Source organism: Mycobacterium tuberculosis H37Rv (genome assembly GCF_000195955.2).
GTDB classification, from domain to species: Bacteria; Actinomycetota; Actinomycetes; order Mycobacteriales; family Mycobacteriaceae; genus Mycobacterium; species Mycobacterium tuberculosis.
In genome coordinates, this window is record NC_000962.3 from 1,487,109 (window position 1) to 1,508,924 (window position 21,816).

Genomic DNA, 21,816 nt, shown 5'->3' on the forward strand with positions numbered 1-21,816 from the left:
TCGGCGCCACCGGGTGGATCGATGACCGCAGCGGCATGACAGACTTGACGGCGTGACGCGTCCGCGACCCCCGCTCGGGCCGGCCATGGCCGGTGCTGTTGACCTCTCCGGCATCAAACAACGTGCCCAGCAAAACGCTGCGGCGAGCACGGATGCCGACCGGGCACTGTCGACGCCGTCCGGTGTGACCGAGATCACCGAGGCGAACTTCGAGGACGAGGTGATCGTCCGGTCCGACGAAGTGCCGGTGGTGGTGTTGCTGTGGTCACCCCGCAGCGAGGTATGCGTCGACTTGCTTGACACGCTGTCCGGCTTGGCCGCTGCCGCTAAGGGCAAGTGGTCGCTGGCGTCGGTTAACGTTGACGTCGCACCCAGGGTGGCACAGATATTCGGCGTCCAAGCGGTTCCGACCGTGGTGGCCTTGGCTGCGGGACAGCCGATCTCGAGCTTCCAGGGCCTCCAGCCCGCGGACCAACTGAGTCGCTGGGTGGATTCCCTGTTGTCTGCGACAGCCGGAAAGCTCAAGGGCGCAGCGAGTTCCGAGGAGTCCACCGAAGTCGATCCAGCGGTGGCACAGGCGCGCCAGCAGCTCGAGGATGGCGACTTTGTTGCCGCGCGCAAGTCATATCAGGCGATTTTGGATGCCAACCCAGGAAGCGTCGAAGCCAAGGCGGCCATCCGCCAGATCGAATTCCTCATCCGCGCAACCGCACAACGGCCCGACGCCGTCTCGGTCGCCGACAGCTTGTCGGATGACATCGACGCCGCGTTTGCGGCAGCCGACGTGCAAGTCCTCAACCAGGATGTGAGTGCGGCCTTCGAGCGCCTGATCGCGTTGGTGCGTCGGACATCTGGAGAAGAGCGCACCCGGGTGCGCACCCGGCTGATCGAGCTGTTCGAGCTGTTCGACCCCGCCGATCCCGAGGTCGTGGCCGGTCGGCGCAACCTCGCCAACGCGCTGTACTGAGGCCGGCTGGCGAGCAGACGCAGAATCGCCTAAACCCGCACGGGTTTAGGCGATTCTGCGTCTGCTCGCGCTGGGCGGCTACGACAACCCGGGTGATCCGTTCAGGCCGAGCAGCCCGGCGGTGCCGCCGGCGCCACCCTTACCCGGCGCACTGCCGACTCCGCCGTTTCCGCCGTTGCCTCCATTGCCGATCAGGGTGGCGTTGCCGCCGGAGCCGCCGACACCGCCGTTTGCCACCACGCTTGCGCCGCCGGCGCCGCCGTCGCCGCCGTTGCCGACCATCCCGGCCTTGCCACCCTTGCCGCCGTTCCCCCCGTCGCCGGCGATGCCGAGTCCGCCGGCGCCGCCGGCGCCGCCATCGCCGTTGAGCAGGCCGGCGTTGCCGCCGGCCCCACCGTCGCCGGCGGTCTCGCCGAACCCGCCGGCTCCGCCGGCCCCGCCCGCACCCGAGAGCCCGGCGGCGTTGCCGCCGGCCCCGCCGGCCCCCCCGACCGACCCGAATTCGATGCCAGTCCCGCCGGCGCCACCAGCGCCGCCGTCACCGATCAACCCGCCGGTGCCGCCGGTGCCGCCGCTACCGGCCGCGCCCCGGACGCTGTCGCCGCCGGTACCGCCGGCGCCGCCGTCGCCGATCAGCTTGGCGGCCCCGCCGCTGCCACCGGACCCGCCGATGCCGCCGGCCATTTGGTCCGCACTGGAGGCGCCGAACCCTCCGGTGCCCCCGGCGCCGCCGGGACCGAACAGTGCGCCGGCACCGCCGATGCCGCCGACGCCTCCTTTGCCGCCGGTGCCGCCGGGGTCGGGCGCGCCGAGACCGGTTCCGCCGGTGCCGCCAATGCCGCCAGCGCCGAAGAGGATGCCGGCGTTGCCGCCCGCCCCGCCGGCCCCGCCCTCACCGCCCACGAGTTGGTTACCGGTGCCAGTTCCGCCGGTGCCGCCGGTCCCGCCGTTGCCGGTGAAGATGCCGCCGTCGCCTCCGGTGCCGCCGTTCCCTCCGGCCGAGCCGGAGACTCCGAACCCGCCGGCGCCGCCGGCACCGCCATTGGAGAACAGCCCGCCGCCCCCGCCGGTGCCGCCGGTGCCACCGGTGCCCCCGTTGACGCTCAACCCGCCGGTGCCGCCGGCACCGCCGGCGGCCAACACCTCGAACAGCCCGCTGCGACCGCCGGCCCCGCCGGCGCCACCGTTGAAGCCTGGCCCGCCGGCCCCGCCGATGCCACCGGCTCCGAACAGCCCGGCCGCCCCGCCGTCGCCGCCGAGCCCGCCTGTGCCGGTGTTCCCGACTCCGCCGGGCCCACCGGCGCCGCCGGAGCCGAACAGCAGCCCGCCGGCCCCGCCGGCCCCGCCAGCCGCGCCGTTGCCCGGGCCGTCACCCCCGGCCCCACCCGCCCCGCCGTTGCCGAATAGCCCCGCGGCTCCACCTGGGCCGCCGGCCTGGCCGGGCGCCCCGGACCCGCCGGCCCCGCCGTTGCCGTACAGCAGCCCGCCGGCCCCGCCGGCTTGCCCGGTCCCCGGTGCGCCGTTGGCGCCGTTGCCGATCAGCGGACGCCCCAGCAACAGCTGGGTGGGCGTGTTCACAATGTTGAGCAGGCCCTCCAACGGCGCCGCGGCGGCGGCCTCAGCGCTCGCGTACGCGCCAGCGCCCGCAGTAAAGGTTTGAACGAACTGGGCATGAAACGCCGACATCTGAGCGCTCACCGCCTGATAGGCCTGGCCATGCGCGGCGAACAGCGACGCGATGGCCGCCGACACCTCATCAGCACCGGCTGCCAGAAGTTCCGTCGTCGGGCCCAATGCCGCGGCGTTGGCGGCCCCCAGCGTCGACCCGATGTTCGCCAAATCCGAAGCGGCCCTCACCAGCGTCTCGGGAGCGGCGATTACAAACGACATGCTTTCCTCCGATCAGCTGTGCGTCGAGTATCCAGCTCGAGTTAGCACAGGGTAGCGCTATCGCTTAGCCTTTCTGATCAATCTCGGAGTGCAGTGTGCAGAGTGCATCGAATCGGCTCATCAGGCATGTGCAATCTGCTCATGGCAGGCGCTAGGCGGGCGTCAGCCACAGCGCCGAAGTGGGCGGCAGCACCAGCACCGCGGACGCCGGGCGGCCATGCCAGGGGTCGTCGGTGGCGTCCACGCCGCCGAGGTTGCCGATCCCTGAGCCGTGGTAGATCGTCGCGTCGGTATTGAGCACCTCGCGCCAGCGGCCCGCGCGCGGCAGCCCGAGTCGATAGTCACGGTGTTCGGCACCTGCGAAATTGAACACGCAGGCCAGCACCGAGCCGTCGCTGCCGTAGCGCATAAAGCTCAACACATTGTTGGCGGAGTCGTTGGCGTCGATCCAAGAATAGCCTTCGGGGGTGGTGTCTAAGCTCCACAGCGCCGGGTGGCATCGGTAGATGTCGTTGATGTCGCGCACCAGCCGCTGAATCCCGTTGGAGAAGCCGTTTTCGTCGAGTTGGAACCAGTCCAGGCCGCGCTGCTCGGACCATTCGGCGCGTTGGCCGAATTCCTGACCCATGAACAGCAATTGCTTGCCGGGGTGTGCCCATTGGTAGGCAAGCAGGCTACGCAGGCCGGCGGCCTTGACGTGATTGTTGCCCGGCATCCGCCCCCACAGCGTGCCTTTGCCGTGCACCACCTCGTCATGACTGAGCGGCAACACGTAATTTTCGCTGAACGCATACAGCATCGAGAACGTCATCTCGTGGTGGTGGTAGCTGCGGTACACCGGATCTCGGCTGACGTAGTCGAGCGTGTCGTGCATCCAGCCCATGTTCCACTTCATCGAAAAGCCCAGGCCGCCAATGTTGGTCGGGCGGGTCACCCCAGACCACGGCGTGGACTCCTCGGCGATGGTGACGATTCCCGGCGCGACCTTGTGCGCCGTGGCGTTCATCTCCTGCAGGAACTGCACTGCTTCCAGGTTCTCCCGGCCGCCGTGGACGTTGGGGGTCCAGCCGCCCTCGGGTCGCGAGTAGTCTAGATAGAGCATTGAGGCCACCGCGTCCACCCGCAGGCCGTCGATGTGGAACTCCTGTAGCCAGTACAACGCATTGGCTACCAGAAAGTTGCGCACTTCCGGGCGGCCGAAGTCGAACACGTATGTGCCCCAATCCAGTTGCTCGCCGCGTTTGGGATCGGAATGTTCGTAGAGCGGAGTGCCGTCGAACCGTCCCAGGGCCCACGCGTCCTTCGGGAAGTGCGCTGGGACCCAATCCACGATGACGCCGATGCCGGCCTGGTGCAGGGCGTCGACCAGCGCCCGGAAGTCGTCGGGTGTGCCGAATCGTGATGTCGGCGCATAGTAGGACGTGACCTGATACCCCCATGATCCGGCGAATGGATGCTCGGCGACGGGCAACAGCTCCACATGGGTAAACCCTTGATCCACAATGTAATCCGTCAACTCACGAGCAAGCTGGCGGTAGCTGAGTCCAGGCCGCCACGAACCGAGATGGACTTCGTAGGTGCTCATCGCCTCGTTCACCGGGTTGCGCAGCGCACGCCCAGCCATCCAGTCGTCGTCACCCCAGGTGTAGTCACTCGACGTCACCCGCGATGCGGTCTGCGGCGGCACCTCGGTGCCGAACGCGAACGGGTCGGCCCGATCGGTAACCACGCCGTCGGCGCCGTGCACGCGGAACTTGTACAGACCGTCGCAAGGGAAGTCGGGCCAGAACAATTCCCATACCCCTGATGGGCCGAGCACCCGCATGGGGGCTTCGTGGCCATTCCAACCGTTGAACTCGCCGATCAAGCTGACGCCCTTGGCGTTGGGCGCCCACACGGCGAACGACACGCCACTCACCACACCGTCGGCCGTGGTAAACGAGCGGGGGTGGGCACCCAGGACTTCCCAAAGCCGTTCGTGGCGGCCCTCGGCGAACAGGTGCAGGTCGACCTCGCCCAGGGTGGGCAGGAATCGGTACGCATCGGCCACGGTGTGTGGCTCGCAACCTTCATAGGTCACCTGCAGGCGGTAGTCGATGAGGTCGACGAACGGCAATGCGACGGCAAACAGGCCAGAATCGAGGTGCTGCAACGAGAACCGGTCCTTACCAACGAGCGCGACGACCTCGACGGCATGCGGACGGAACGCTCGGATGACGGTATGGTCGTCGTATTCGTGGGCGCCCAGGATGCCGTGCGGGTTGTGATGTGTACCCGCCACCAAGCGCGCCATTTCGGCCGGCTCGGGTGCAAGGTGCTCCCCGGTGAGTTTCTCGGATCGACTCATGAGCCCGTCACCTCCTGCGCAGCAGCGTGTTTCGGCTCTCGTAGGGCACGGCTGGCATGTTGATGATGTGGGCGACTGCCCGTGCTGGGTCGATGCGGATGTAATTGGCTTGCCCCCATTGGTATTCTTCGCCGGTTATCTCGTCGCGCACCCAAAACCGGTCGTAGTCCTCCATGCCCAACGCCGCCATGTCCAACCACAGCGTAGCTTCTTCAGGACCAAATGCGTTGAGTGTCACCACCACCAACACGCAGTCGCCGGTGGCCGGGTCGAACTTGCTGTAGGCCAGCAACGCGTCGTTGTCAACGTGGTGAAAATGAATGGTACGCAACTGTTGAAACGCCGGGTGCAGCCGGCGAATTATATTGAGCCGTGTGATGAACGGCTGCAAAGATCTACCCTGGTCCAGCGCGCTGGCAAAGTCGCGGGGACGCAATTCGTACTTCTCCGAGTCCAGGTACTCCTCGCTGCCCTCGCGCACCGCACGGTGCTCGAAAAGCTCATAACCGCAGTACATCCCCCAGGCTGGGCTCATGGTGGCGGCCAGCACCGCGCGGATGGCGAACATGCCTGGACCGTTGTGCTGCAGCACCGCGTGCAGGATGTCCGGGGTGTTGACGAACAGGTTGGGCCGACGGTAGTCGGCGAGTTCGGCTATCTGGTTGCCGAATTCGGTGAGCTCCCACTTGGTCGTGCGCCAGGTGAAATAGCTGTAGGACTGCGTGAAGCCGAGCTTGGCCAGCCCGTACTGGCGGGCGGGCGGGGTGAAAGCCTCGGACAGGAACAGCACGTCGGGGTCGACGGTCTTCACCTGCGCGATCAGCCAGGCCCAGAAGTTGGGTGGTTTGGTGTGGGGATTGTCGACGCGAAAGAACTTGACGCCGTGGTTAACCCAATGTTGCACCACGCGCAGCACTTCGTCGTACAGGCCCTCGGGATCGTTGTCGAAGTTGAGCGGATAGATGTCCTGGTACTTCTTCGGTGGATTCTCCGCGTAGGCGATGGTGCCGTCCGGCAGCTCGGTGAACCACTGCCGGTGTTCGCGGGCCCACGGATGATCCGGTGCGCATTGCAGCGCCAGGTCCAGCGCGACCTCCATGCCCAGATCGCGTGCCGCGGAGACGAAGTCGTCGAAGTCGTCGATGGTGCCCAGGCTGGGATGAACGGTATCGTGACCGCCCTCATCGCTACCGATCGCCCACGGCGATCCCACGTCTGTCGGTGCGGCGGTGGGCGAGTTGTTGCGACCCTTGCGATGCACCTTGCCAATTGGATGGATCGGCGGCAGGTACACCACGTCGAACCCCATGCCGGCGATGCGCGGAAGTTCTGCCGCAGCGGTGGCGAAGGTGCCGTGTACCGGGTTGCCGTCGTCGTCCCACCCGCCGGTTGAGCGCGGAAACATCTCATACCAAGCGCCGAACCGGGCCAACGGCCGATCCACCCAGACGCCGAATTGCTCGCCCCGGGTGACCAGGTCCCGCAGCGGATAGTCGGCCAGCAGCTCTTCGATTTCCGGTGTCAGGGCCAACGCGGTGCGGGTCACCGGGTCACCGGGGGTCCGCAGCGCTGCCGCGGCCGCCAGGAGGGGATCGCGTAACCCGCGCGGCACACCGGTCGCCGCGCGCTCCAACAGCACCGCGCCTACCAACAGGTCGTTGGACAGCTCGGTCTCTCCCTGGCCGGCATCTAGCTTGGCTATCAGCCCATGGCGCCAGGTGTGGATCGGGTCACCCCAACCATCCACCCGGAAGGTCCACAATCCGACCCGGTCGGGGGTGAACTGGCCGTGGAAAACGAAGGGCTCCTGGCCGCTCGTCATCGGGATCAGCAGCGGCTTGACGCGTTGTTGGGGCTCGCTCGGCGTCGGAAGCACCCTGGCCCGGGGTCTGTCGGTGAGGTGTGGGTAACGCACTCCGAGGTAGCGCACGACCAGCGTCGCTGCGACGGCCTCGTGGCCTTCACGCCAGACCGCCGCGCTGACCGGGACCACCTCGCCGACCACCGCCTTGGCGGGATATACGCCGCACGAAACGACGGGCGCGACGTCATCGATTTCGACACGACCGGGCACCCACCACTCCGTTTCCGTTCCGATTGCCCGGCCACTCACCGGGACATCTTGTATGTGTCGTTCCTTGTGTGTCCTTCTTGCGCCCGATACCCACCCTAGTATCCGATCACACCCGCGAAGGCACAGCGGTCGGCGGGCGCACTGCACGCGGTGGCATCCTCAGTAAGGTAAGGACGCGTGAAAGCCCTTCGCCGGTTTACCGTCCGAGCCCACCTACCCGAACGTCTTGCCGCCCTGGACCAGCTGTCTACCAATCTGCGGTGGTCCTGGGACAAACCGACACAGGATCTGTTCGCGGCGATCGACCCTGCACTGTGGGAGCAATGCGGTCATGATCCGGTGGCGCTGCTGGGCGCGGTGAACCCAGCGCGTCTCGACGAACTTGCGCTGGACGCAGAATTTTTGGGCGCCCTCGATGAGCTGGCGGCCGACTTGAACGACTACCTGAGCCGTCCGCTGTGGTATCAGGAGCAGCAGGACGCCGGGGTAGCCGCACAAGCCCTGCCGACCGGGATCGCGTACTTCTCGCTGGAGTTCGGGGTAGCCGAGGTGTTGCCTAATTACTCGGGCGGTCTTGGGATTCTCGCCGGCGACCATCTGAAATCCGCGTCCGATCTGGGCGTGCCGCTGATCGCGGTGGGGTTGTACTACCGCTCCGGCTACTTCCGGCAATCGCTTACCGCGGACGGCTGGCAGCACGAGACCTACCCATCGCTGGACCCGCAAGGGCTGCCGTTGCGTCTGCTCACCGACGCCAACGGGGATCCAGTGCTGGTCGAGGTCGCCCTGGGAGACAACGCCGTGTTGCGCGCCCGGATCTGGGTAGCGCAGGTGGGTAGGGTTCCGTTGCTCTTGTTGGATTCTGATATCCCGGAGAACGAGCACGACCTGCGCAACGTCACCGACCGCCTCTACGGTGGCGACCAGGAACATCGCATCAAACAAGAGATCCTGGCCGGCATCGGCGGGGTGCGGGCGATTCGTGCGTACACCGCCGTCGAAAAGCTCACCCCGCCTGAGGTCTTCCACATGAACGAGGGCCACGCCGGATTCCTCGGCATCGAACGCATCCGTGAACTGGTCACCGATGCGGGTTTGGATTTCGACACCGCATTGACTGTGGTGCGGTCCAGCACGGTGTTCACCACTCATACTCCCGTCCCCGCCGGGATCGACCGGTTCCCGCTCGAGATGGTGCAGCGCTACGTCAATGACCAGCGCGGCGATGGCCGGTCTCGGCTGTTGCCTGGGTTGCCGGCCGACCGCATCGTCGCGTTGGGCGCCGAGGACGATCCGGCCAAATTCAACATGGCACACATGGGCCTGCGGCTGGCGCAGCGGGCCAACGGCGTCTCGTTGCTGCATGGCCGGGTCAGTCGTGCCATGTTCAACGAGCTGTGGGCGGGATTCGACCCCGATGAGGTGCCGATCGGCTCCGTCACCAACGGTGTGCACGCGCCCACCTGGGCGGCGCCGCAGTGGTTGCAGCTGGGCCGCGAGCTGGCCGGGTCGGACTCTTTGCGCGAGCCCGTCGTTTGGCAGCGACTGCATCAGGTCGATCCTGCTCATCTGTGGTGGATCCGCTCACAACTGCGGTCGATGCTGGTGGAGGACGTCCGGGCGCGGTTGCGGCAATCATGGCTGGAACGTGGTGCAACGGATGCCGAACTGGGTTGGATCGCGACGGCATTCGATCCGAATGTGCTCACCGTCGGCTTCGCCCGGCGGGTCCCGACCTACAAGCGGCTGACGTTGATGTTGCGCGATCCCGATCGGCTCGAGCAACTGCTGCTCGACGAACAGCGGCCGATCCAGCTGATAGTGGCTGGGAAGTCGCACCCGGCCGACGACGGGGGCAAAGCGCTGATCCAGCAGGTGGTGCGGTTCGCCGACCGGCCGCAGGTCCGCCACCGCATCGCCTTCCTGCCGAACTACGACATGTCGATGGCCCGGCTGTTGTACTGGGGCTGCGACGTCTGGTTGAACAACCCGCTGCGGCCGCTAGAGGCGTGTGGTACCTCGGGCATGAAAAGCGCGCTTAACGGCGGGCTGAATTTGTCGATCCGTGACGGCTGGTGGGACGAGTGGTACGACGGCGAAAACGGTTGGGAGATACCGTCTGCCGACGGTGTGGCGGACGAGAACCGTCGCGACGACCTGGAGGCCGGCGCGCTCTACGACCTGCTGGCACAAGCCGTGGCACCGAAGTTCTACGAGCGCGATGAACGCGGGGTGCCGCAGCGGTGGGTAGAGATGGTCCGGCATACCCTACAAACGCTCGGGCCCAAGGTGCTGGCTTCTCGAATGGTGCGCGACTACGTCGAGCATTACTACGCGCCGGCGGCGCAGTCTTTTCGCCGGACCGCGGGCGCCCAGTTCGACGCGGCCCGCGAGCTGGCCGACTACCGCCGGCGCGCGGAAGAAGCGTGGCCCAAGATCGAGATTGCCGACGTCGACAGCACCGGTCTGCCGGATACTCCACTGCTCGGGTCCCAGCTGACCCTGACGGCAACCGTGCGGCTGGCCGGGCTGAGGCCAAACGACGTGACGGTGCAGGGGGTGCTGGGCAGGGTCGACGCCGGCGATGTGCTAATGGATCCGGTCACCGTCGAGATGGCGCATACCGGCACCGGCGACGGCGGCTACGAGATCTTCTCGACGACGACGCCGCTGCCGCTGGCGGGGCCAGTCGGATACACCGTGCGGGTGCTGCCTCGCCACCCGATGCTGGCCGCCAGCAACGAGCTCGGCCTGGTCACCCTGGCCTGACCCGCCGAGAAGACGCAAAAGCTCCTAAATCTGGCCGATTTAGTGGGCTTTTGCGTCTGCTCGCGCAAGGCGCCGCAGGGCCGCGCGCACTTGCGTGGCGTTGGTGGTCTGCCAAAAGGGCGGCAGCGAGGCTCGCAGGAATTCGCCATAGCGGGCGGTAGCCATCCGTGAATCGAGCACCGCAACCACGCCCCGATCGGTGACGCGCCGTAACAGCCGGCCGGATCCCTGTGCCAGCAGCAGCGCCGCGTGGCTGGCGGCGACCGTCATGAAGCCGTTGCCGCCACGGGCGGCCACCGCACGCTGGCGGGCACTCAGCAGGGGATCGTCCGGCCGGGGGAACGGGATGCGGTCGATCAACACCAACGACAGCGACGGTCCCGGCACGTCGACCCCCTGCCACAGCGACAGCGTGCCGAACAGGGAGGTCGCCGCATCGGCGGTGAACTTCTCCACCAGCGTGGACGTACTGTCGTCGCCCTGACACAACACCGGCGTGGACAGCCGTTCGCGCATGGCCTCGGTGGCTGCCCGGGCGGCCCGCATGGACGAGAACAGCCCCAGGGTGCGCCCACCTGCAGCGGTGATGAGTTCGGCGATCTCGGTCAGTTGTTCGGCCGAGCCGCTGCCGTCTCGGCCCGGCGGCGGGAGATGGGCGGCCACGTAGAGGATTCCCGACTTTGCGTGCTGGAAAGGCGAGCCCACGTCCAGGCCACGCCAGGGCGTGTCTGCAGTCAGGCCCCATGCCGTGGCCATCGCGTCAAACGACCCGCCGATTGTCAGCGTTGCCGAGGTCAATACGGTCGTTGCACGGGCGAACACCTGGGTGGCCAACAGCTCGGCCACCGATAGCGGAGCCACCCGCAGCACCGCGCGAGCCGATTCGTGGTTGTCCTCGTGCTCCAGCCAAACCACGTCGCTGCGGTCAGGGATAGCGGGGGCGAACGACGCCAGGATTCGTGACGCGGTATCGGATATTTCGGTCAGTACCGCGCCCGCTTCGGCGCGCACGGACGCCGTCGTGGTGTCGCTGCCGGTATCGATCGCTGAGCGCGCCGCACTGGCCGCATCGCGCAGCGCGCTCAGATAGGTCGCCATCTCGTCATCGAGGCAATCAATGCGGCCCGGTCTGGCGTCGTGAATCGCCGAACTGAAGGTAGCCGAAGCCGCCTGAAGCCGCTGGGTCACTTTCGGGTCGACCAGCCGGGTGATCCGTCGTGCGGCCATACCGAGCGTGGCAGACGTCAGCTCAGCGGCGGCTACCGAGGTCACCCGGTCGGCCAATTCGTGAGCCTCGTCGACAACCAGCAGCCGATGTTCTGGCAGTACCGCCGATTCGGCGACGGCATCGATGGCCAGCAGCGCGTGGTTGGTGACGACGACATCGGCCAGGCCGGCCGCTCCACGAGCCCGTTCGGAGAAGCACTCCGAGCCAAACGGGCAGCGGGCCACGCCGAGGCATTCCCGCGCCGAAACGCTGACCTGCGACCAGGATCGGTCTCCCACACCGGGCTTAAGGTCGTCGCGATCACCAGACACGGTCGTCGAAGCCCAGGCGGTTAGCCGTTGCACATCGCGTCCCAGCGCGGTGACCGCCACCGGGTCGAAGAGCTCCTCCTGCGGCCGCTCGTCGTCATGGTCACTGGCTGTGACTGAGTTGTGGATCTTGTTCAGGCACAGGTAGTTCCGTCGACCTTTGAGCAGGGCGAACTTCGGTCGGCGGGGGAGCGCATTGGTGAGCGAATCTACCAGCTGGGGCAGGTCACGATCGACGAGTTGACGTTGCAAAGCGATCGTCGCCGTCGACACCACGACCGGCGCGTCGTCGCAAAGAGCGCGGATGATCGCGGGAACCAGATACGCCAGCGACTTGCCGGTTCCGGTGCCGGCCTGGACCACCAAGTGCTCACCGGTTTCAAACGCATGCGCTACCGCGGCGGCCATCTCTTGCTGGCCGCGACGCCGGGTGCCGCCAAGTGCCGCCACGGCGATGGCAAGCAGCTCAGGCACAGACATGGATACCGACTCGGACACGGGACGTGGTCACATCCTTGCGCTCAGGCCGGGATCGTGCGTGTCGGAATCGCCGGCTCGCCGGGTGCCAATTTCAGCCCGTCGCCTGGCAGGCTGCGCAACCCGGATGCCACCAGCTGCCGTGCCGCGGCCAGGCTGGTATCGGCTACCGGTTGCCCGGCGCGGACCAGTGGCAGCGTCAAAACCCGGTGCGGCTCGACAATGACCGGCGGACGGCCCGCCGGATGCACGAGCTCCTCGGTGATGGTGCCCGTCGCACGGGAGCGCCGCAGTGCCTCTTTGCGGCCGCCGGGGGATTCTTTGTAGCTGCTGCGCTTTTGCACCGGTACACCGTCTACCTCGACCAGTTTGTAGACCATGTTGGCGGTCGGCGCGCCCGACCCGGTGACCAGCGACGTGCCCACGCCGTAGCTGTCGACGGGTTCACCGCGCAACGCGGCGATGCTGAACTCGTCAAGGTCGCCGGACACCACGATGCGCGTCCGGGTGGCTCCTAGCCGGTCGAGCTGCTCCCGCGCTTGGCGGGCCAGTACCCCAAGCTCACCGGAATCGATGCGGATCGCGCCGAGCTCAGCGCCGGCGGCGGCAACGGCATTGGCCACACCGGTCGTGACGTCATAGGTATCCACCAGCAGCGTGGTACCGGGTCCCAGCGCTTCGACCTGGGCGCGGAATGCGGCTCGCTCGGCTAGTTCGGTGGGGCCGCCATGCTGGGCGTGCAACATGGTGAATGCGTGTGCCGCGGTGCCGTGCGCGGGCACTCCGTAGCGTCGCTGCGCCGCCAAGTTGGATGACGCGGCGAAACCGGCGATATACGCCGCCCGGGCCGCTGCCACCGCGGCGCGTTCGTGGGTGCGCCGCGAGCCCATCTCGATCAGTGGGCGCCCCCCGGCGGCGCTGACCATGCGCGCCGCTGCCGAGGCGATCGCTGTGTCGTGGTTGAAGATTGACAGCACCAGCGTTTCGAGCAGGACGCATTCGGCGAAGCTGCCGCGTACCGAGAGCACCGGTGACCCGGGAAAATACAGCTCCCCCTCGGCATAGCCGTCGATATCGCCGCGGAACCGGAATTCGCGAAGATACCGCACCGTGGCCGGGTCGAGGAATTGGGCCAGCAACTCGCACGCGTCAGCGTCGAACCTGAACTGCGGCAACGCTTCCAGCAACCGGCCGGTTCCGGCGACAACTCCGTAGCGACGGCCGGTGGGGAGTCGGCGAGCGAACACCTCGAATGTGGTGGGGCGATTGGCGCTGCCGTCGCGCAGGGCAGCCGCCAGCATGGTCAACTCGTACTTGTCGGTCAACAGCCCGGCTGGGTCTTGATTGTCGGGCTCTCCCTCTCGCCGCCTGGCGGCTGGGGGTGGCCCCACAGCGGTCCGACGCGGTCCGCAGCGTCGCCCGGTTGGGACCCAGTCGTTCACACCGCCACGGTATCGGCTCGCGGCCACGGTGCGCTGGGTATCCTGGGGCCATGGCTGTTGTGTCAGCGCCCGCCAAGCCAGGTACCACCTGGCAGCGCGAGTCTGCTCCGGTCGACGTGACGGACAGGGCATGGGTCACCATCGTGTGGGACGACCCGGTCAACTTGATGAGCTACGTGACTTACGTGTTTCAGAAGTTGTTCGGCTACAGCGAGCCGCATGCCACCAAGCTGATGTTGCAGGTGCACAACGAAGGTAAGGCGGTGGTGTCCGCGGGCAGCCGAGAGTCCATGGAAGTCGACGTGTCCAAGCTGCATGCCGCCGGTTTGTGGGCGACGATGCAGCAGGACCGGTGAGATTCGAGGATATTCGGGATCCATCGTGCGCAGGTGGAAGCGCGTCGAGACCCGCGATGGTCCCCGCTTTCGATCGTCGTTGGCTCCGCATGAGGCCGCCCTGCTCAAGAACCTGGCAGGCGCGATGATCGGGCTGCTCGACGATCGCGACTCTTCTTCGCCGTCAGACGAACTCGAGGAGATCACCGGCATCAAGACCGGGCATGCGCAGCGTCCGGGTGACCCGACCTTGCGTCGGCTGTTGCCGGATTTCTACCGTCCCGATGACCTGGATGACGATGATCCGACGGCCGTCGACGGCTCCGAGAGCTTCAACGCTGCCCTGCGCAGCCTGCACGAACCTGAGATTATCGACGCCAAACGTGTTGCCGCGCAGCAGTTATTAGACACGGTTCCGGACAATGGCGGCCGGTTGGAGCTGACGGAATCCGACGCCAATGCTTGGATCGCCGCCGTCAACGACCTTCGGCTGGCGCTCGGAGTGATGCTTGAGATCGGCCCGCGTGGGCCGGAGCGCCTGCCGGGGAACCACCCGTTGGCCGCGCACTTCAATGTCTACCAGTGGCTGACAGTCCTGCAGGAATACCTCGTGCTGGTGCTGATGGGGTCTCGATGATCTGCGCGGCGGCCCGATGAACTCCATCACCGACGTCGGGGGCATCCGGGTTGGCCACTACCAGAGACTGGACCCCGACGCGTCCCTCGGCGCCGGGTGGGCTTGTGGCGTCACGGTGGTGTTGCCGCCGCCCGGGACGGTCGGTGCGGTCGATTGCCGCGGCGGCGCCCCTGGAACCCGCGAGACTGATCTGCTGGACCCGGCCAACAGCGTGCGCTTCGTCGACGCCCTGTTGCTCGCCGGCGGCAGCGCCTACGGTCTGGCCGCCGCCGATGGCGTCATGCGCTGGCTAGAGGAACACCGGCGCGGCGTCGCGATGGACAGCGGCGTGGTGCCCATCGTGCCGGGCGCGGTGATTTTCGACCTTCCGGTCGGCGGCTGGAATTGTCGGCCGACGGCCGATTTCGGCTATTCGGCCTGTGCGGCAGCCGGAGTCGACGTCGCGGTCGGGACGGTGGGCGTGGGGGTTGGGGCGCGCGCCGGAGCGCTCAAGGGCGGTGTCGGGACTGCATCGGCTACCCTGCAGTCCGGTGTGACCGTCGGTGTCCTTGCTGTGGTAAATGCCGCTGGCAACGTCGTCGATCCAGCCACCGGCTTGCCGTGGATGGCCGACCTAGTCGGCGAGTTCGCGTTGAGGGCCCCGCCGGCCGAGCAGATTGCTGCGCTGGCGCAGTTATCGTCCCCGCTGGGAGCCTTCAACACCCCGTTCAATACGACGATCGGTGTGATTGCGTGTGACGCCGCGCTGAGCCCTGCGGCTTGCCGGCGCATCGCGATTGCCGCCCACGACGGGTTGGCCCGCACCATCCGGCCGGCACACACCCCCTTGGATGGCGACACGGTTTTCGCGCTGGCCACCGGCGCGGTAGCGGTGCCGCCGGAGGCCGGCGTGCCGGCCGCATTGTCTCCGGAGACTCAGCTGGTCACCGCGGTCGGTGCGGCGGCGGCTGATTGCCTGGCTCGTGCGGTGCTGGCCGGCGTGCTCAATGCTCAGCCGGTAGCCGGAATACCGACCTACCGTGACATGTTTCCCGGAGCATTCGGGTCCTGAAACTTCGGTGTTGCTTAGGAAAGGAACCGTCTACGTGCTGGTGATTCGCGCAGACCTGGTGAATGCGATGGTGGCCCATGCGCGTCGCGACCACCCCGACGAAGCCTGCGGAGTGCTGGCCGGACCCGAGGGCTCTGACCGTCCCGAGCGGCATATCCCGATGACCAATGCCGAGCGCTCGCCGACCTTCTACCGGTTGGATTCCGGTGAGCAACTGAAGGTGTGGCGGGCTATGGAAGATGCCGACGAGGTCCCGGTCGTCATCTATCACTCGCACACTGCGACCGAAGCGTACCCGAGCCGTACGGACGTGAAGCTTGCCACCGAACCCGACGCGCACTACGTGCTGGTGTCCACCCGCGACCCGCACCGGCACGAGCTACGCAGCTACCGCATCGTCGATGGCGCTGTCACCGAGGAACCTGTCAATGTCGTCGAGCAGTACTGAACCGTTCCGAGAAAGGCCAGCATGAACGTCACCGTATCCATTCCGACCATCCTGCGGCCCCACACCGGCGGCCAGAAGAGTGTCTCGGCCAGCGGCGATACCTTGGGTGCCGTCATCAGCGACCTGGAGGCCAACTATTCGGGCATTTCCGAGCGCCTGATGGACCCGTCTTCCCCAGGTAAGTTGCACCGCTTCGTGAACATCTACGTCAACGACGAGGACGTGCGGTTCTCCGGCGGCTTGGCCACCGCGATCGCTGACGGTGACTCGGTCACCATCCTCCCCGCCGTGGCCGGTGGGTGAGCGGAGCACATGACACGATACGACTCGCTGTTGCAGGCCTTGGGCAACACGCCGCTGGTTGGCCTGCAGCGATTGTCGCCACGCTGGGATGACGGGCGAGACGGACCGCACGTGCGGCTGTGGGCCAAGCTCGAGGACCGCAATCCGACCGGGTCGATCAAGGACCGCCCGGCTGTGCGGATGATCGAGCAGGCCGAGGCCGACGGGTTGTTGCGGCCGGGCGCCACCATCCTGGAGCCCACCAGCGGAAACACCGGCATTTCGCTGGCGATGGCGGCCCGGTTGAAGGGGTACCGATTGATCTGCGTGATGCCGGAGAACACATCGGTTGAACGGCGGCAGCTGCTCGAGCTCTACGGCGCGCAGATTATCTTCTCGGCGGCCGAAGGCGGGTCCAACACTGCGGTGGCCACCGCCAAAGAGCTGGCCGCGACCAACCCGTCATGGGTGATGCTGTACCAGTACGGCAATCCCGCCAACACCGACTCGCACTACTGCGGCACCGGCCCCGAGCTGCTGGCCGACCTGCCCGAAATCACGCACTTCGTCGCCGGCCTAGGCACCACGGGCACGCTGATGGGCACTGGCCGTTTCCTGCGCGAGCACGTTGCCAACGTCAAGATCGTGGCGGCCGAACCCCGCTACGGTGAGGGGGTATACGCCCTGCGCAACATGGACGAAGGCTTTGTGCCCGAGCTGTATGACCCGGAAATACTGACCGCGCGATATTCTGTCGGCGCGGTGGACGCAGTGCGCCGCACCCGCGAGTTGGTGCACACCGAAGGCATCTTTGCGGGCATCTCAACCGGCGCGGTGCTACACGCCGCACTCGGAGTCGGGGCCGGCGCCCTGGCGGCCGGCGAGCGGGCCGACATTGCGTTGGTGGTCGCCGACGCCGGGTGGAAGTATCTGTCCACCGGCGCCTACGCCGGTAGCCTGGATGACGCCGAGACCGCTCTGGAAGGGCAACTATGGGCATGACCCCGCGCCGGAAGCGACGGGGAGGAGCGGTGCAGATAACACGGCCCACAGGCCGTCCGCGAACACCGACAACGCAGACGACGAAGCGCCCGCGCTGGGTGGTCGGCGGGACGACGATCCTCACCTTCGTCGCGCTGCTCTATCTCGTCGAACTGATCGACCAGCTGTCCGGGAGTCGGCTGGACGTCAACGGCATCAGGCCGCTGAAAACAGACGGCCTGTGGGGCGTCATCTTTGCGCCACTTTTGCACGCGAACTGGCACCACCTAATGGCCAATACCATCCCGCTGCTGGTGCTGGGGTTTCTTATGACGCTGGCCGGGCTGTCCCGGTTTGTCTGGGCCACCGCGATCATTTGGATTCTGGGCGGCTTGGGCACTTGGCTGATCGGCAATGTGGGCAGCAGCTGTGGCCCGACCGACCATATCGGCGCCTCTGGCCTGATCTTTGGCTGGCTGGCCTTCCTATTGGTGTTCGGGCTTTTTGTGCGCAAGGGATGGGATATCGTCATTGGGCTGGTGGTCTTGTTTGTCTATGGCGGCATCCTGCTCGGCGCGATGCCGGTGCTGGGCCAGTGTGGTGGCGTGTCATGGCAGGGTCATTTAAGTGGTGCGGTTGCTGGCGTCGTGGCGGCGTATCTGTTGTCCGCTCCGGAGCGTAAGGCCCGTGCACTGAAAAGGGCCGGCGCGCGTTCCGGGCATCCGAAGTTATGAATTCGCCGTTGGCGCCCGTCGGAGTCTTTGATTCCGGCGTCGGGGGACTGACGGTCGCGCGGGCCATCATCGACCAACTGCCCGACGAGGACATCGTCTACGTCGGCGACACCGGTAACGGCCCGTACGGTCCGCTGACCATCCCGGAGATCCGGGCGCACGCGCTGGCCATCGGCGACGATCTGGTCGGCCGAGGCGTCAAGGCGTTGGTGATCGCCTGCAACTCGGCGTCGTCGGCGTGCCTGCGGGATGCTCGCGAGCGCTACCAGGTGCCCGTCGTCGAAGTGATACTGCCGGCGGTGCGGCGTGCGGTGGCCGCCACCCGCAACGGCCGCATCGGGGTAATCGGCACGCGGGCGACCATCACTTCACACGCCTATCAGGACGCGTTCGCTGCGGCCCGCGACACCGAAATCACCGCGGTGGCTTGCCCTCGCTTCGTGGACTTCGTCGAGCGCGGCGTCACCAGCGGTCGTCAGGTGCTCGGTCTGGCGCAGGGCTACCTGGAACCGCTGCAGCGCGCCGAGGTCGACACGCTAGTGCTGGGCTGTACGCACTATCCACTGCTGTCCGGACTGATTCAACTGGCGATGGGCGAGAACGTCACGCTGGTCTCCAGCGCCGAGGAGACCGCTAAGGAAGTGGTCCGGGTGCTCACCGAGATCGACTTATTGCGTCCGCATGACGCGCCGCCGGCAACTCGGATATTTGAAGCTACGGGCGACCCCGAAGCGTTTACCAAATTGGCCGCACGATTCCTGGGTCCGGTGCTCGGTGGTGTGCAACCCGTTCACCCATCGCGCATTCATTAGGCCATGGAAGAGATTCTCGTCACCGAATGCGTCGATGTATTCCGCATCGTTGTATCGGGCATGGCACAGTAGTGTCCGTGCGGATAACCGTGCTCGGATGCTCCGGTAGCGTCGTGGGGCCGGATTCGCCTGCGTCGGGGTATTTGCTCCGAGCGCCGCACACACCGCCGTTGGTTATCGACTTCGGCGGGGGTGTGCTCGGCGCGCTGCAACGGCACGCGGATCCCGCGTCGGTGCATGTGCTGCTGTCGCATCTGCATGCGGACCATTGTCTGGACTTGCCGGGACTTTTTGTGTGGCGGCGTTACCACCCGTCGCGTCCCTCTGGCAAGGCATTGTTGTACGGCCCCAGCGACACCTGGTCGCGATTGGGGGCGGCGTCGTCCCCGTACGGTGGGGAGATTGACGACTGTTCGGATATCTTCGATGTTCACCACTGGGCCGACAGTGAGCCAGTGACGTTGGGCGCCCTTACGATAGTGCCGCGGCTGGTTGCCCACCCGACTGAGTCGTTTGGCCTGCGGATCACCGATCCGAGCGGTGCGTCACTGGCTTATAGCGGCGACACCGGCATTTGTGACCAGCTCGTCGAGCTGGCTCGCGGCGTCGACGTTTTCCTCTGCGAGGCCTCCTGGACACACTCGCCCAAACATCCACCCGATCTACACCTGTCGGGCACCGAAGCCGGTATGGTTGCCGCGCAAGCCGGCGTTCGTGAGCTGCTGCTGACGCATATCCCGCCGTGGACTTCGCGTGAGGACGTCATCAGCGAGGCCAAGGCCGAGTTCGACGGCCCGGTGCACGCGGTGGTATGCGACGAGACGTTCGAAGTCCGGCGAGCCGGCTAGGTCTAGGGTTGGCGTCGTGTCCAAGCGAGAAGACGGCCGGCTCGACCACGAGCTTCGCCCGGTGATCATCACCCGCGGTTTCACCGAAAACCCGGCGGGATCGGTGCTCATCGAATTCGGTCACACCAAGGTCCTGTGCACCGCCAGCGTCACCGAAGGGGTGCCCCGGTGGCGTAAAGCAACCGGTCTGGGGTGGCTCACCGCGGAGTACGCCATGCTGCCGTCGGCCACCCACAGCCGCTCTGATCGCGAGTCGGTGAGAGGCAGGCTTAGCGGGCGTACTCAGGAAATCAGTCGGCTCATCGGCCGGTCGCTGCGCGCATGCATCGACCTGGCGGCGCTGGGGGAGAACACGATCGCTATCGATTGTGATGTGTTGCAGGCCGATGGTGGCACTCGAACCGCGGCCATCACCGGCGCCTACGTGGCATTGGCCGACGCAGTGACCTACTTGTCGGCGGCGGGTAAGTTGTCCGACCCCAGGCCATTGTCGTGTGCCATCGCCGCGGTCAGCGTCGGTGTTGTCGACGGCAGGATCCGGGTGGATCTGCCCTACGAGGAAGATTCGCGCGCCGAGGTCGACATGAACGTCGTCGCTACCGACACCGGAACCCTGGTAGAGATTCAGGGCACCGGCGAAGGCGCGACGTTCGCACGTTCGACACTGGATAAGCTGCTGGACATGGCACTGGGCGCCTGCGACACGTTGTTTGCCGCACAACGCGACGCGTTGGCGCTGCCGTATCCGGGTGTGCTGCCGCAGGGACCGCCACCGCCGAAGGCGTTTGGCACCTGACCGCGCCGCGACGATGCAGAGCGGAGCGATGAGGAGGAGTGGCGCTTGTGACCAAGCTTCTGGTCGCCAGCCGCAACCGCAAAAAGCTGGCCGAACTGCGCCGGGTGTTGGACGGCGCCGGACTATCGGGTTTGACGCTGTTGTCGCTGGGCGATGTGTCGCCGCTGCCTGAAACACCAGAAACCGGTGTGACATTCGAGGACAACGCGCTGGCCAAGGCGCGCGACGCGTTCTCCGCGACCGGACTTGCCAGCGTTGCCGACGACTCCGGTTTGGAGGTGGCCGCACTGGGCGGCATGCCTGGCGTGCTGTCGGCCCGGTGGTCCGGCAGGTATGGCGACGATGCCGCGAACACCGCGCTGTTGCTGGCGCAGTTGTGCGATGTGCCCGATGAGCGGCGCGGAGCAGCGTTCGTGTCGGCCTGCGCGTTGGTCTCGGGGTCCGGCGAAGTTGTCGTGCGCGGTGAATGGCCCGGCACGATCGCCCGTGAGCCGCGCGGTGACGGCGGGTTCGGCTACGACCCGGTCTTCGTCCCGTACGGTGACGACCGCACAGCGGCCCAGCTGAGCCCGGCGGAAAAGGACGCGGTATCCCATCGCGGTCGCGCGTTGGCTCTGCTGCTGCCGGCGCTGCGCTCCCTGGCGACAGGCTAAAGCCCGAAGCGGGCCTTGATCTCTTTGGTCTGGAAGTGCTCGACGACGATGCCGAGCAGCGGAATTGTGCCGGCGAGCAGAACACCGGCTGTTTTGCCGAGCGGCCAGCGGACCTTGACCGCCAGGTTCAACGTCAGAAGCAGATACGTGAAGTACACCCAGCCGTGCACCACACCGATCCACGTCGGCGGATTGTCAACCTTGACGACGTAGCGGACCACGATCTCGTAGCACAGTGCGATGAGCCAGAGGCCCGTCGTCCACGCCATGATCCGGTAGCCGAGCAAAGCGGTGCGAATCCTCTCGACGGCGATGGCAGGCTCGGCGTGCTGCGCCGCGGGCGTTTCGGGTGCGGTCATGCGGTGGTCCTGTTCTGCTTCCTGGCATCGTCCTTGGCTAGCTCGGCTAGGTAGGCGTTGTATTCCCGTAGTACGGGATCGTCGGGTGGCTGCTGCGCCGGCTTCGGCCGCTCGGGCAGCAATCCGGCAGGTATCTCGGCGGCGGCGCCGCCGGTGGGCGGTTGCGGGGGCGTCTCTTCATACCGAACGAAGTTGCGGTACGCGTAGACGCAGAACCAAGCAAACAATGGCCACTGCAACGCGTAACCCAGATTTTGAAAGGTGCCCGAGGTCGATTGAAACCTGGTCCACTGCCACCAACCCAGGGCCAGGCAACCACAGGTCGCGATGATCACCAACGCGATCAGCGCGGGTCTGCGACGGCGGGTAGTGGACACC

At 66.6% G+C, this 21,816-nt stretch carries 20 protein-coding genes and 1 other annotated feature; of the genes, 13 read left to right on the plus strand and 7 right to left on the minus strand.

Annotated elements, in window-relative coordinates; genetic code table 11:
- Nucleotides 1–52 precede the first annotated feature (52 nt).
- Complete coding sequence (locus Rv1324) at nucleotides 53–967, plus strand: thioredoxin (protein NP_215840.1); 915 nt, start codon at nucleotides 53–55, stop codon at nucleotides 965–967.
- 78 nt (nucleotides 968–1,045) lie between these two features.
- On the opposite strand, the gene PE_PGRS24 is transcribed toward Rv1324, so the two are convergent.
- From PE_PGRS24 to glgE, 3 genes are all read right to left on the minus strand, one after another.
- Nucleotides 1,046–2,857, minus strand: coding sequence for a PE-PGRS family protein PE_PGRS24 (gene PE_PGRS24, locus Rv1325c; protein YP_177799.1), 1,812 nt, complete (start codon nucleotides 2,855–2,857; stop codon nucleotides 1,046–1,048).
- A gap of 151 nt (nucleotides 2,858–3,008) precedes the next feature.
- Nucleotides 3,009–5,204, minus strand: a complete 2,196-nt coding sequence (gene glgB / locus Rv1326c; RefSeq protein ID NP_215842.1) for a 1,4-alpha-glucan branching protein — start codon at nucleotides 5,202–5,204, stop codon at nucleotides 3,009–3,011.
- Between the two features lie 7 nt (nucleotides 5,205–5,211).
- Nucleotides 5,212–7,317 carry an alpha-1,4-glucan:maltose-1-phosphate maltosyltransferase gene (glgE, locus tag Rv1327c; protein NP_215843.2) on the minus strand — a complete coding sequence of 702 codons (2,106 nt, stop codon included), beginning with the start codon at nucleotides 7,315–7,317 and terminating at the stop codon, nucleotides 5,212–5,214.
- A gap of 138 nt (nucleotides 7,318–7,455) precedes the next feature.
- On the opposite strand from glgE, the gene glgP reads away from it, so the two are divergent.
- Complete coding sequence (glgP, locus tag Rv1328; protein NP_215844.1) at nucleotides 7,456–10,047, plus strand: glycogen phosphorylase; 2,592 nt, start codon at nucleotides 7,456–7,458, stop codon at nucleotides 10,045–10,047.
- 39 nt (nucleotides 10,048–10,086) lie between these two features.
- Here glgP and dinG read toward each other — a convergent pair whose 3' ends face one another.
- Nucleotides 10,087–12,081, minus strand: a complete 1,995-nt coding sequence (dinG, locus tag Rv1329c) for an ATP-dependent helicase DinG (protein ID NP_215845.1) — start codon at nucleotides 12,079–12,081, stop codon at nucleotides 10,087–10,089.
- A gap of 23 nt (nucleotides 12,082–12,104) precedes the next feature.
- Nucleotides 12,105–13,451 carry a nicotinic acid phosphoribosyltransferase PncB1 gene (gene pncB1 / locus Rv1330c; protein ID NP_215846.2) on the minus strand — a complete coding sequence of 449 codons (1,347 nt, stop codon included), beginning with the start codon at nucleotides 13,449–13,451 and terminating at the stop codon, nucleotides 12,105–12,107.
- Nucleotides 13,452–13,552: 101 nt separating this feature from the next.
- Between pncB1 and Rv1331 the strand changes: the two genes are divergently transcribed.
- From Rv1331 to Rv1341, 11 genes are all read left to right on the plus strand, one after another.
- Nucleotides 13,553–13,858: an ATP-dependent Clp protease adapter protein ClpS gene (locus Rv1331; RefSeq protein NP_215847.1), complete on the plus strand. Its 306-nt coding sequence runs from the start codon at nucleotides 13,553–13,555 to the stop codon at nucleotides 13,856–13,858.
- Entirely contained in the window at nucleotides 13,818–14,474 is a 657-nt protein-coding gene (locus Rv1332; RefSeq protein NP_215848.1) for a transcriptional regulator, read from the plus strand. Before Rv1331 ends, Rv1332 begins: the two co-directional genes overlap by 41 nt.
- A 16-nt stretch (nucleotides 14,475–14,490) precedes the next feature.
- Entirely contained in the window at nucleotides 14,491–15,525 is a 1,035-nt protein-coding gene (locus Rv1333) for a hydrolase (RefSeq protein ID NP_215849.1), read from the plus strand.
- A gap of 7 nt (nucleotides 15,526–15,532) precedes the next feature.
- On the plus strand, nucleotides 15,533–15,973 hold the full coding sequence (gene mec, locus Rv1334) for a [CysO]-cysteine peptidase (RefSeq protein ID NP_215850.1): 441 nt from the start codon (nucleotides 15,533–15,535) through the stop codon (nucleotides 15,971–15,973).
- Between the two features lie 21 nt (nucleotides 15,974–15,994).
- Nucleotides 15,995–16,276: a sulfur carrier protein CysO gene (cysO, locus tag Rv1335; protein NP_215851.1), complete on the plus strand. Its 282-nt coding sequence runs from the start codon at nucleotides 15,995–15,997 to the stop codon at nucleotides 16,274–16,276.
- Nucleotides 16,277–16,285: 9 nt separating this feature from the next.
- The gene (cysM, locus tag Rv1336; protein NP_215852.1) at nucleotides 16,286–17,257 is read left to right on the plus strand and encodes an O-phosphoserine sulfhydrylase; all 972 of its coding nucleotides are present in this window, start codon (nucleotides 16,286–16,288) and stop codon (nucleotides 17,255–17,257) included.
- Complete coding sequence (locus Rv1337; RefSeq protein ID NP_215853.1) at nucleotides 17,248–17,970, plus strand: integral membrane protein; 723 nt, start codon at nucleotides 17,248–17,250, stop codon at nucleotides 17,968–17,970. Before cysM ends, Rv1337 begins: the two co-directional genes overlap by 10 nt.
- Nucleotides 17,967–18,782 (plus strand): glutamate racemase, encoded by an 816-nt coding sequence (gene murI / locus Rv1338; RefSeq protein ID NP_215854.1) that lies wholly within the window; start codon nucleotides 17,967–17,969, stop codon nucleotides 18,780–18,782. The genes Rv1337 and murI overlap by 4 nt, the downstream gene beginning before the upstream one ends.
- 26 nt (nucleotides 18,783–18,808) lie before the next feature.
- Nucleotides 18,809–19,630 carry a hypothetical protein gene (locus tag Rv1339; RefSeq protein ID NP_215855.1) on the plus strand — a complete coding sequence of 274 codons (822 nt, stop codon included), beginning with the start codon at nucleotides 18,809–18,811 and terminating at the stop codon, nucleotides 19,628–19,630.
- Between the two features lie 16 nt (nucleotides 19,631–19,646).
- Nucleotides 19,647–20,426, plus strand: coding sequence for a ribonuclease PH (rphA, locus tag Rv1340; RefSeq protein ID NP_215856.1), 780 nt, complete (start codon nucleotides 19,647–19,649; stop codon nucleotides 20,424–20,426).
- Nucleotides 20,423–20,473 (plus strand) — a repeat region (51 bp Mycobacterial Interspersed Repetitive Unit,Class II). It overlaps the preceding gene by 4 nt.
- Nucleotides 20,465–21,079, plus strand: coding sequence for a non-canonical purine NTP pyrophosphatase (locus Rv1341; RefSeq protein ID NP_215857.1), 615 nt, complete (start codon nucleotides 20,465–20,467; stop codon nucleotides 21,077–21,079). (Overlaps the previous feature by 9 nt.)
- Here the strand turns inward: Rv1341 and Rv1342c are convergent.
- Both Rv1342c and lprD read right to left on the minus strand, forming a co-directional pair.
- Nucleotides 21,076–21,438, minus strand: a complete 363-nt coding sequence (locus tag Rv1342c; protein YP_177800.1) for a hypothetical protein — start codon at nucleotides 21,436–21,438, stop codon at nucleotides 21,076–21,078. The two genes, Rv1341 and Rv1342c, sit on opposite strands and share 4 nt — an antisense overlap.
- Nucleotides 21,435–21,815 (minus strand): lipoprotein LprD, encoded by a 381-nt coding sequence (lprD, locus tag Rv1343c; RefSeq protein NP_215859.1) that lies wholly within the window; start codon nucleotides 21,813–21,815, stop codon nucleotides 21,435–21,437. Before lprD ends, Rv1342c begins: the two co-directional genes overlap by 4 nt.
- Between the last annotated feature and the right edge of the window lies 1 nt (nucleotide 21,816).

Coding starts and splice junctions, on each gene's coding strand:
- PE_PGRS24 (YP_177799.1), bottom strand. CDS start 2,857: ATGTCGTTTGTAATCGCCGCTCCCGAGACGCTGGTGAGGGCCGCTTCG.
- glgB (NP_215842.1), bottom strand. CDS start 5,204: ATGAGTCGATCCGAGAAACTCACCGGGGAGCACCTTGCACCCGAGCCG.
- Rv1331 (NP_215847.1), top strand. CDS start 13,553: ATGGCTGTTGTGTCAGCGCCCGCCAAGCCAGGTACCACCTGGCAGCGC.
- Rv1332 (NP_215848.1), top strand. CDS start 13,818: ATGCCGCCGGTTTGTGGGCGACGATGCAGCAGGACCGGTGAGATTCGA.
- Rv1333 (NP_215849.1), top strand. CDS start 14,491: ATGAACTCCATCACCGACGTCGGGGGCATCCGGGTTGGCCACTACCAG.
- cysO (NP_215851.1), top strand. CDS start 15,995: ATGAACGTCACCGTATCCATTCCGACCATCCTGCGGCCCCACACCGGC.
- cysM (NP_215852.1), top strand. CDS start 16,286: ATGACACGATACGACTCGCTGTTGCAGGCCTTGGGCAACACGCCGCTG.
- Rv1337 (NP_215853.1), top strand. CDS start 17,248: ATGGGCATGACCCCGCGCCGGAAGCGACGGGGAGGAGCGGTGCAGATA.
- murI (NP_215854.1), top strand. CDS start 17,967: ATGAATTCGCCGTTGGCGCCCGTCGGAGTCTTTGATTCCGGCGTCGGG.
- Rv1339 (NP_215855.1), top strand. CDS start 18,809: ATGCGTCGATGTATTCCGCATCGTTGTATCGGGCATGGCACAGTAGTG.
- Rv1342c (YP_177800.1), bottom strand. CDS start 21,438: ATGACCGCACCCGAAACGCCCGCGGCGCAGCACGCCGAGCCTGCCATC.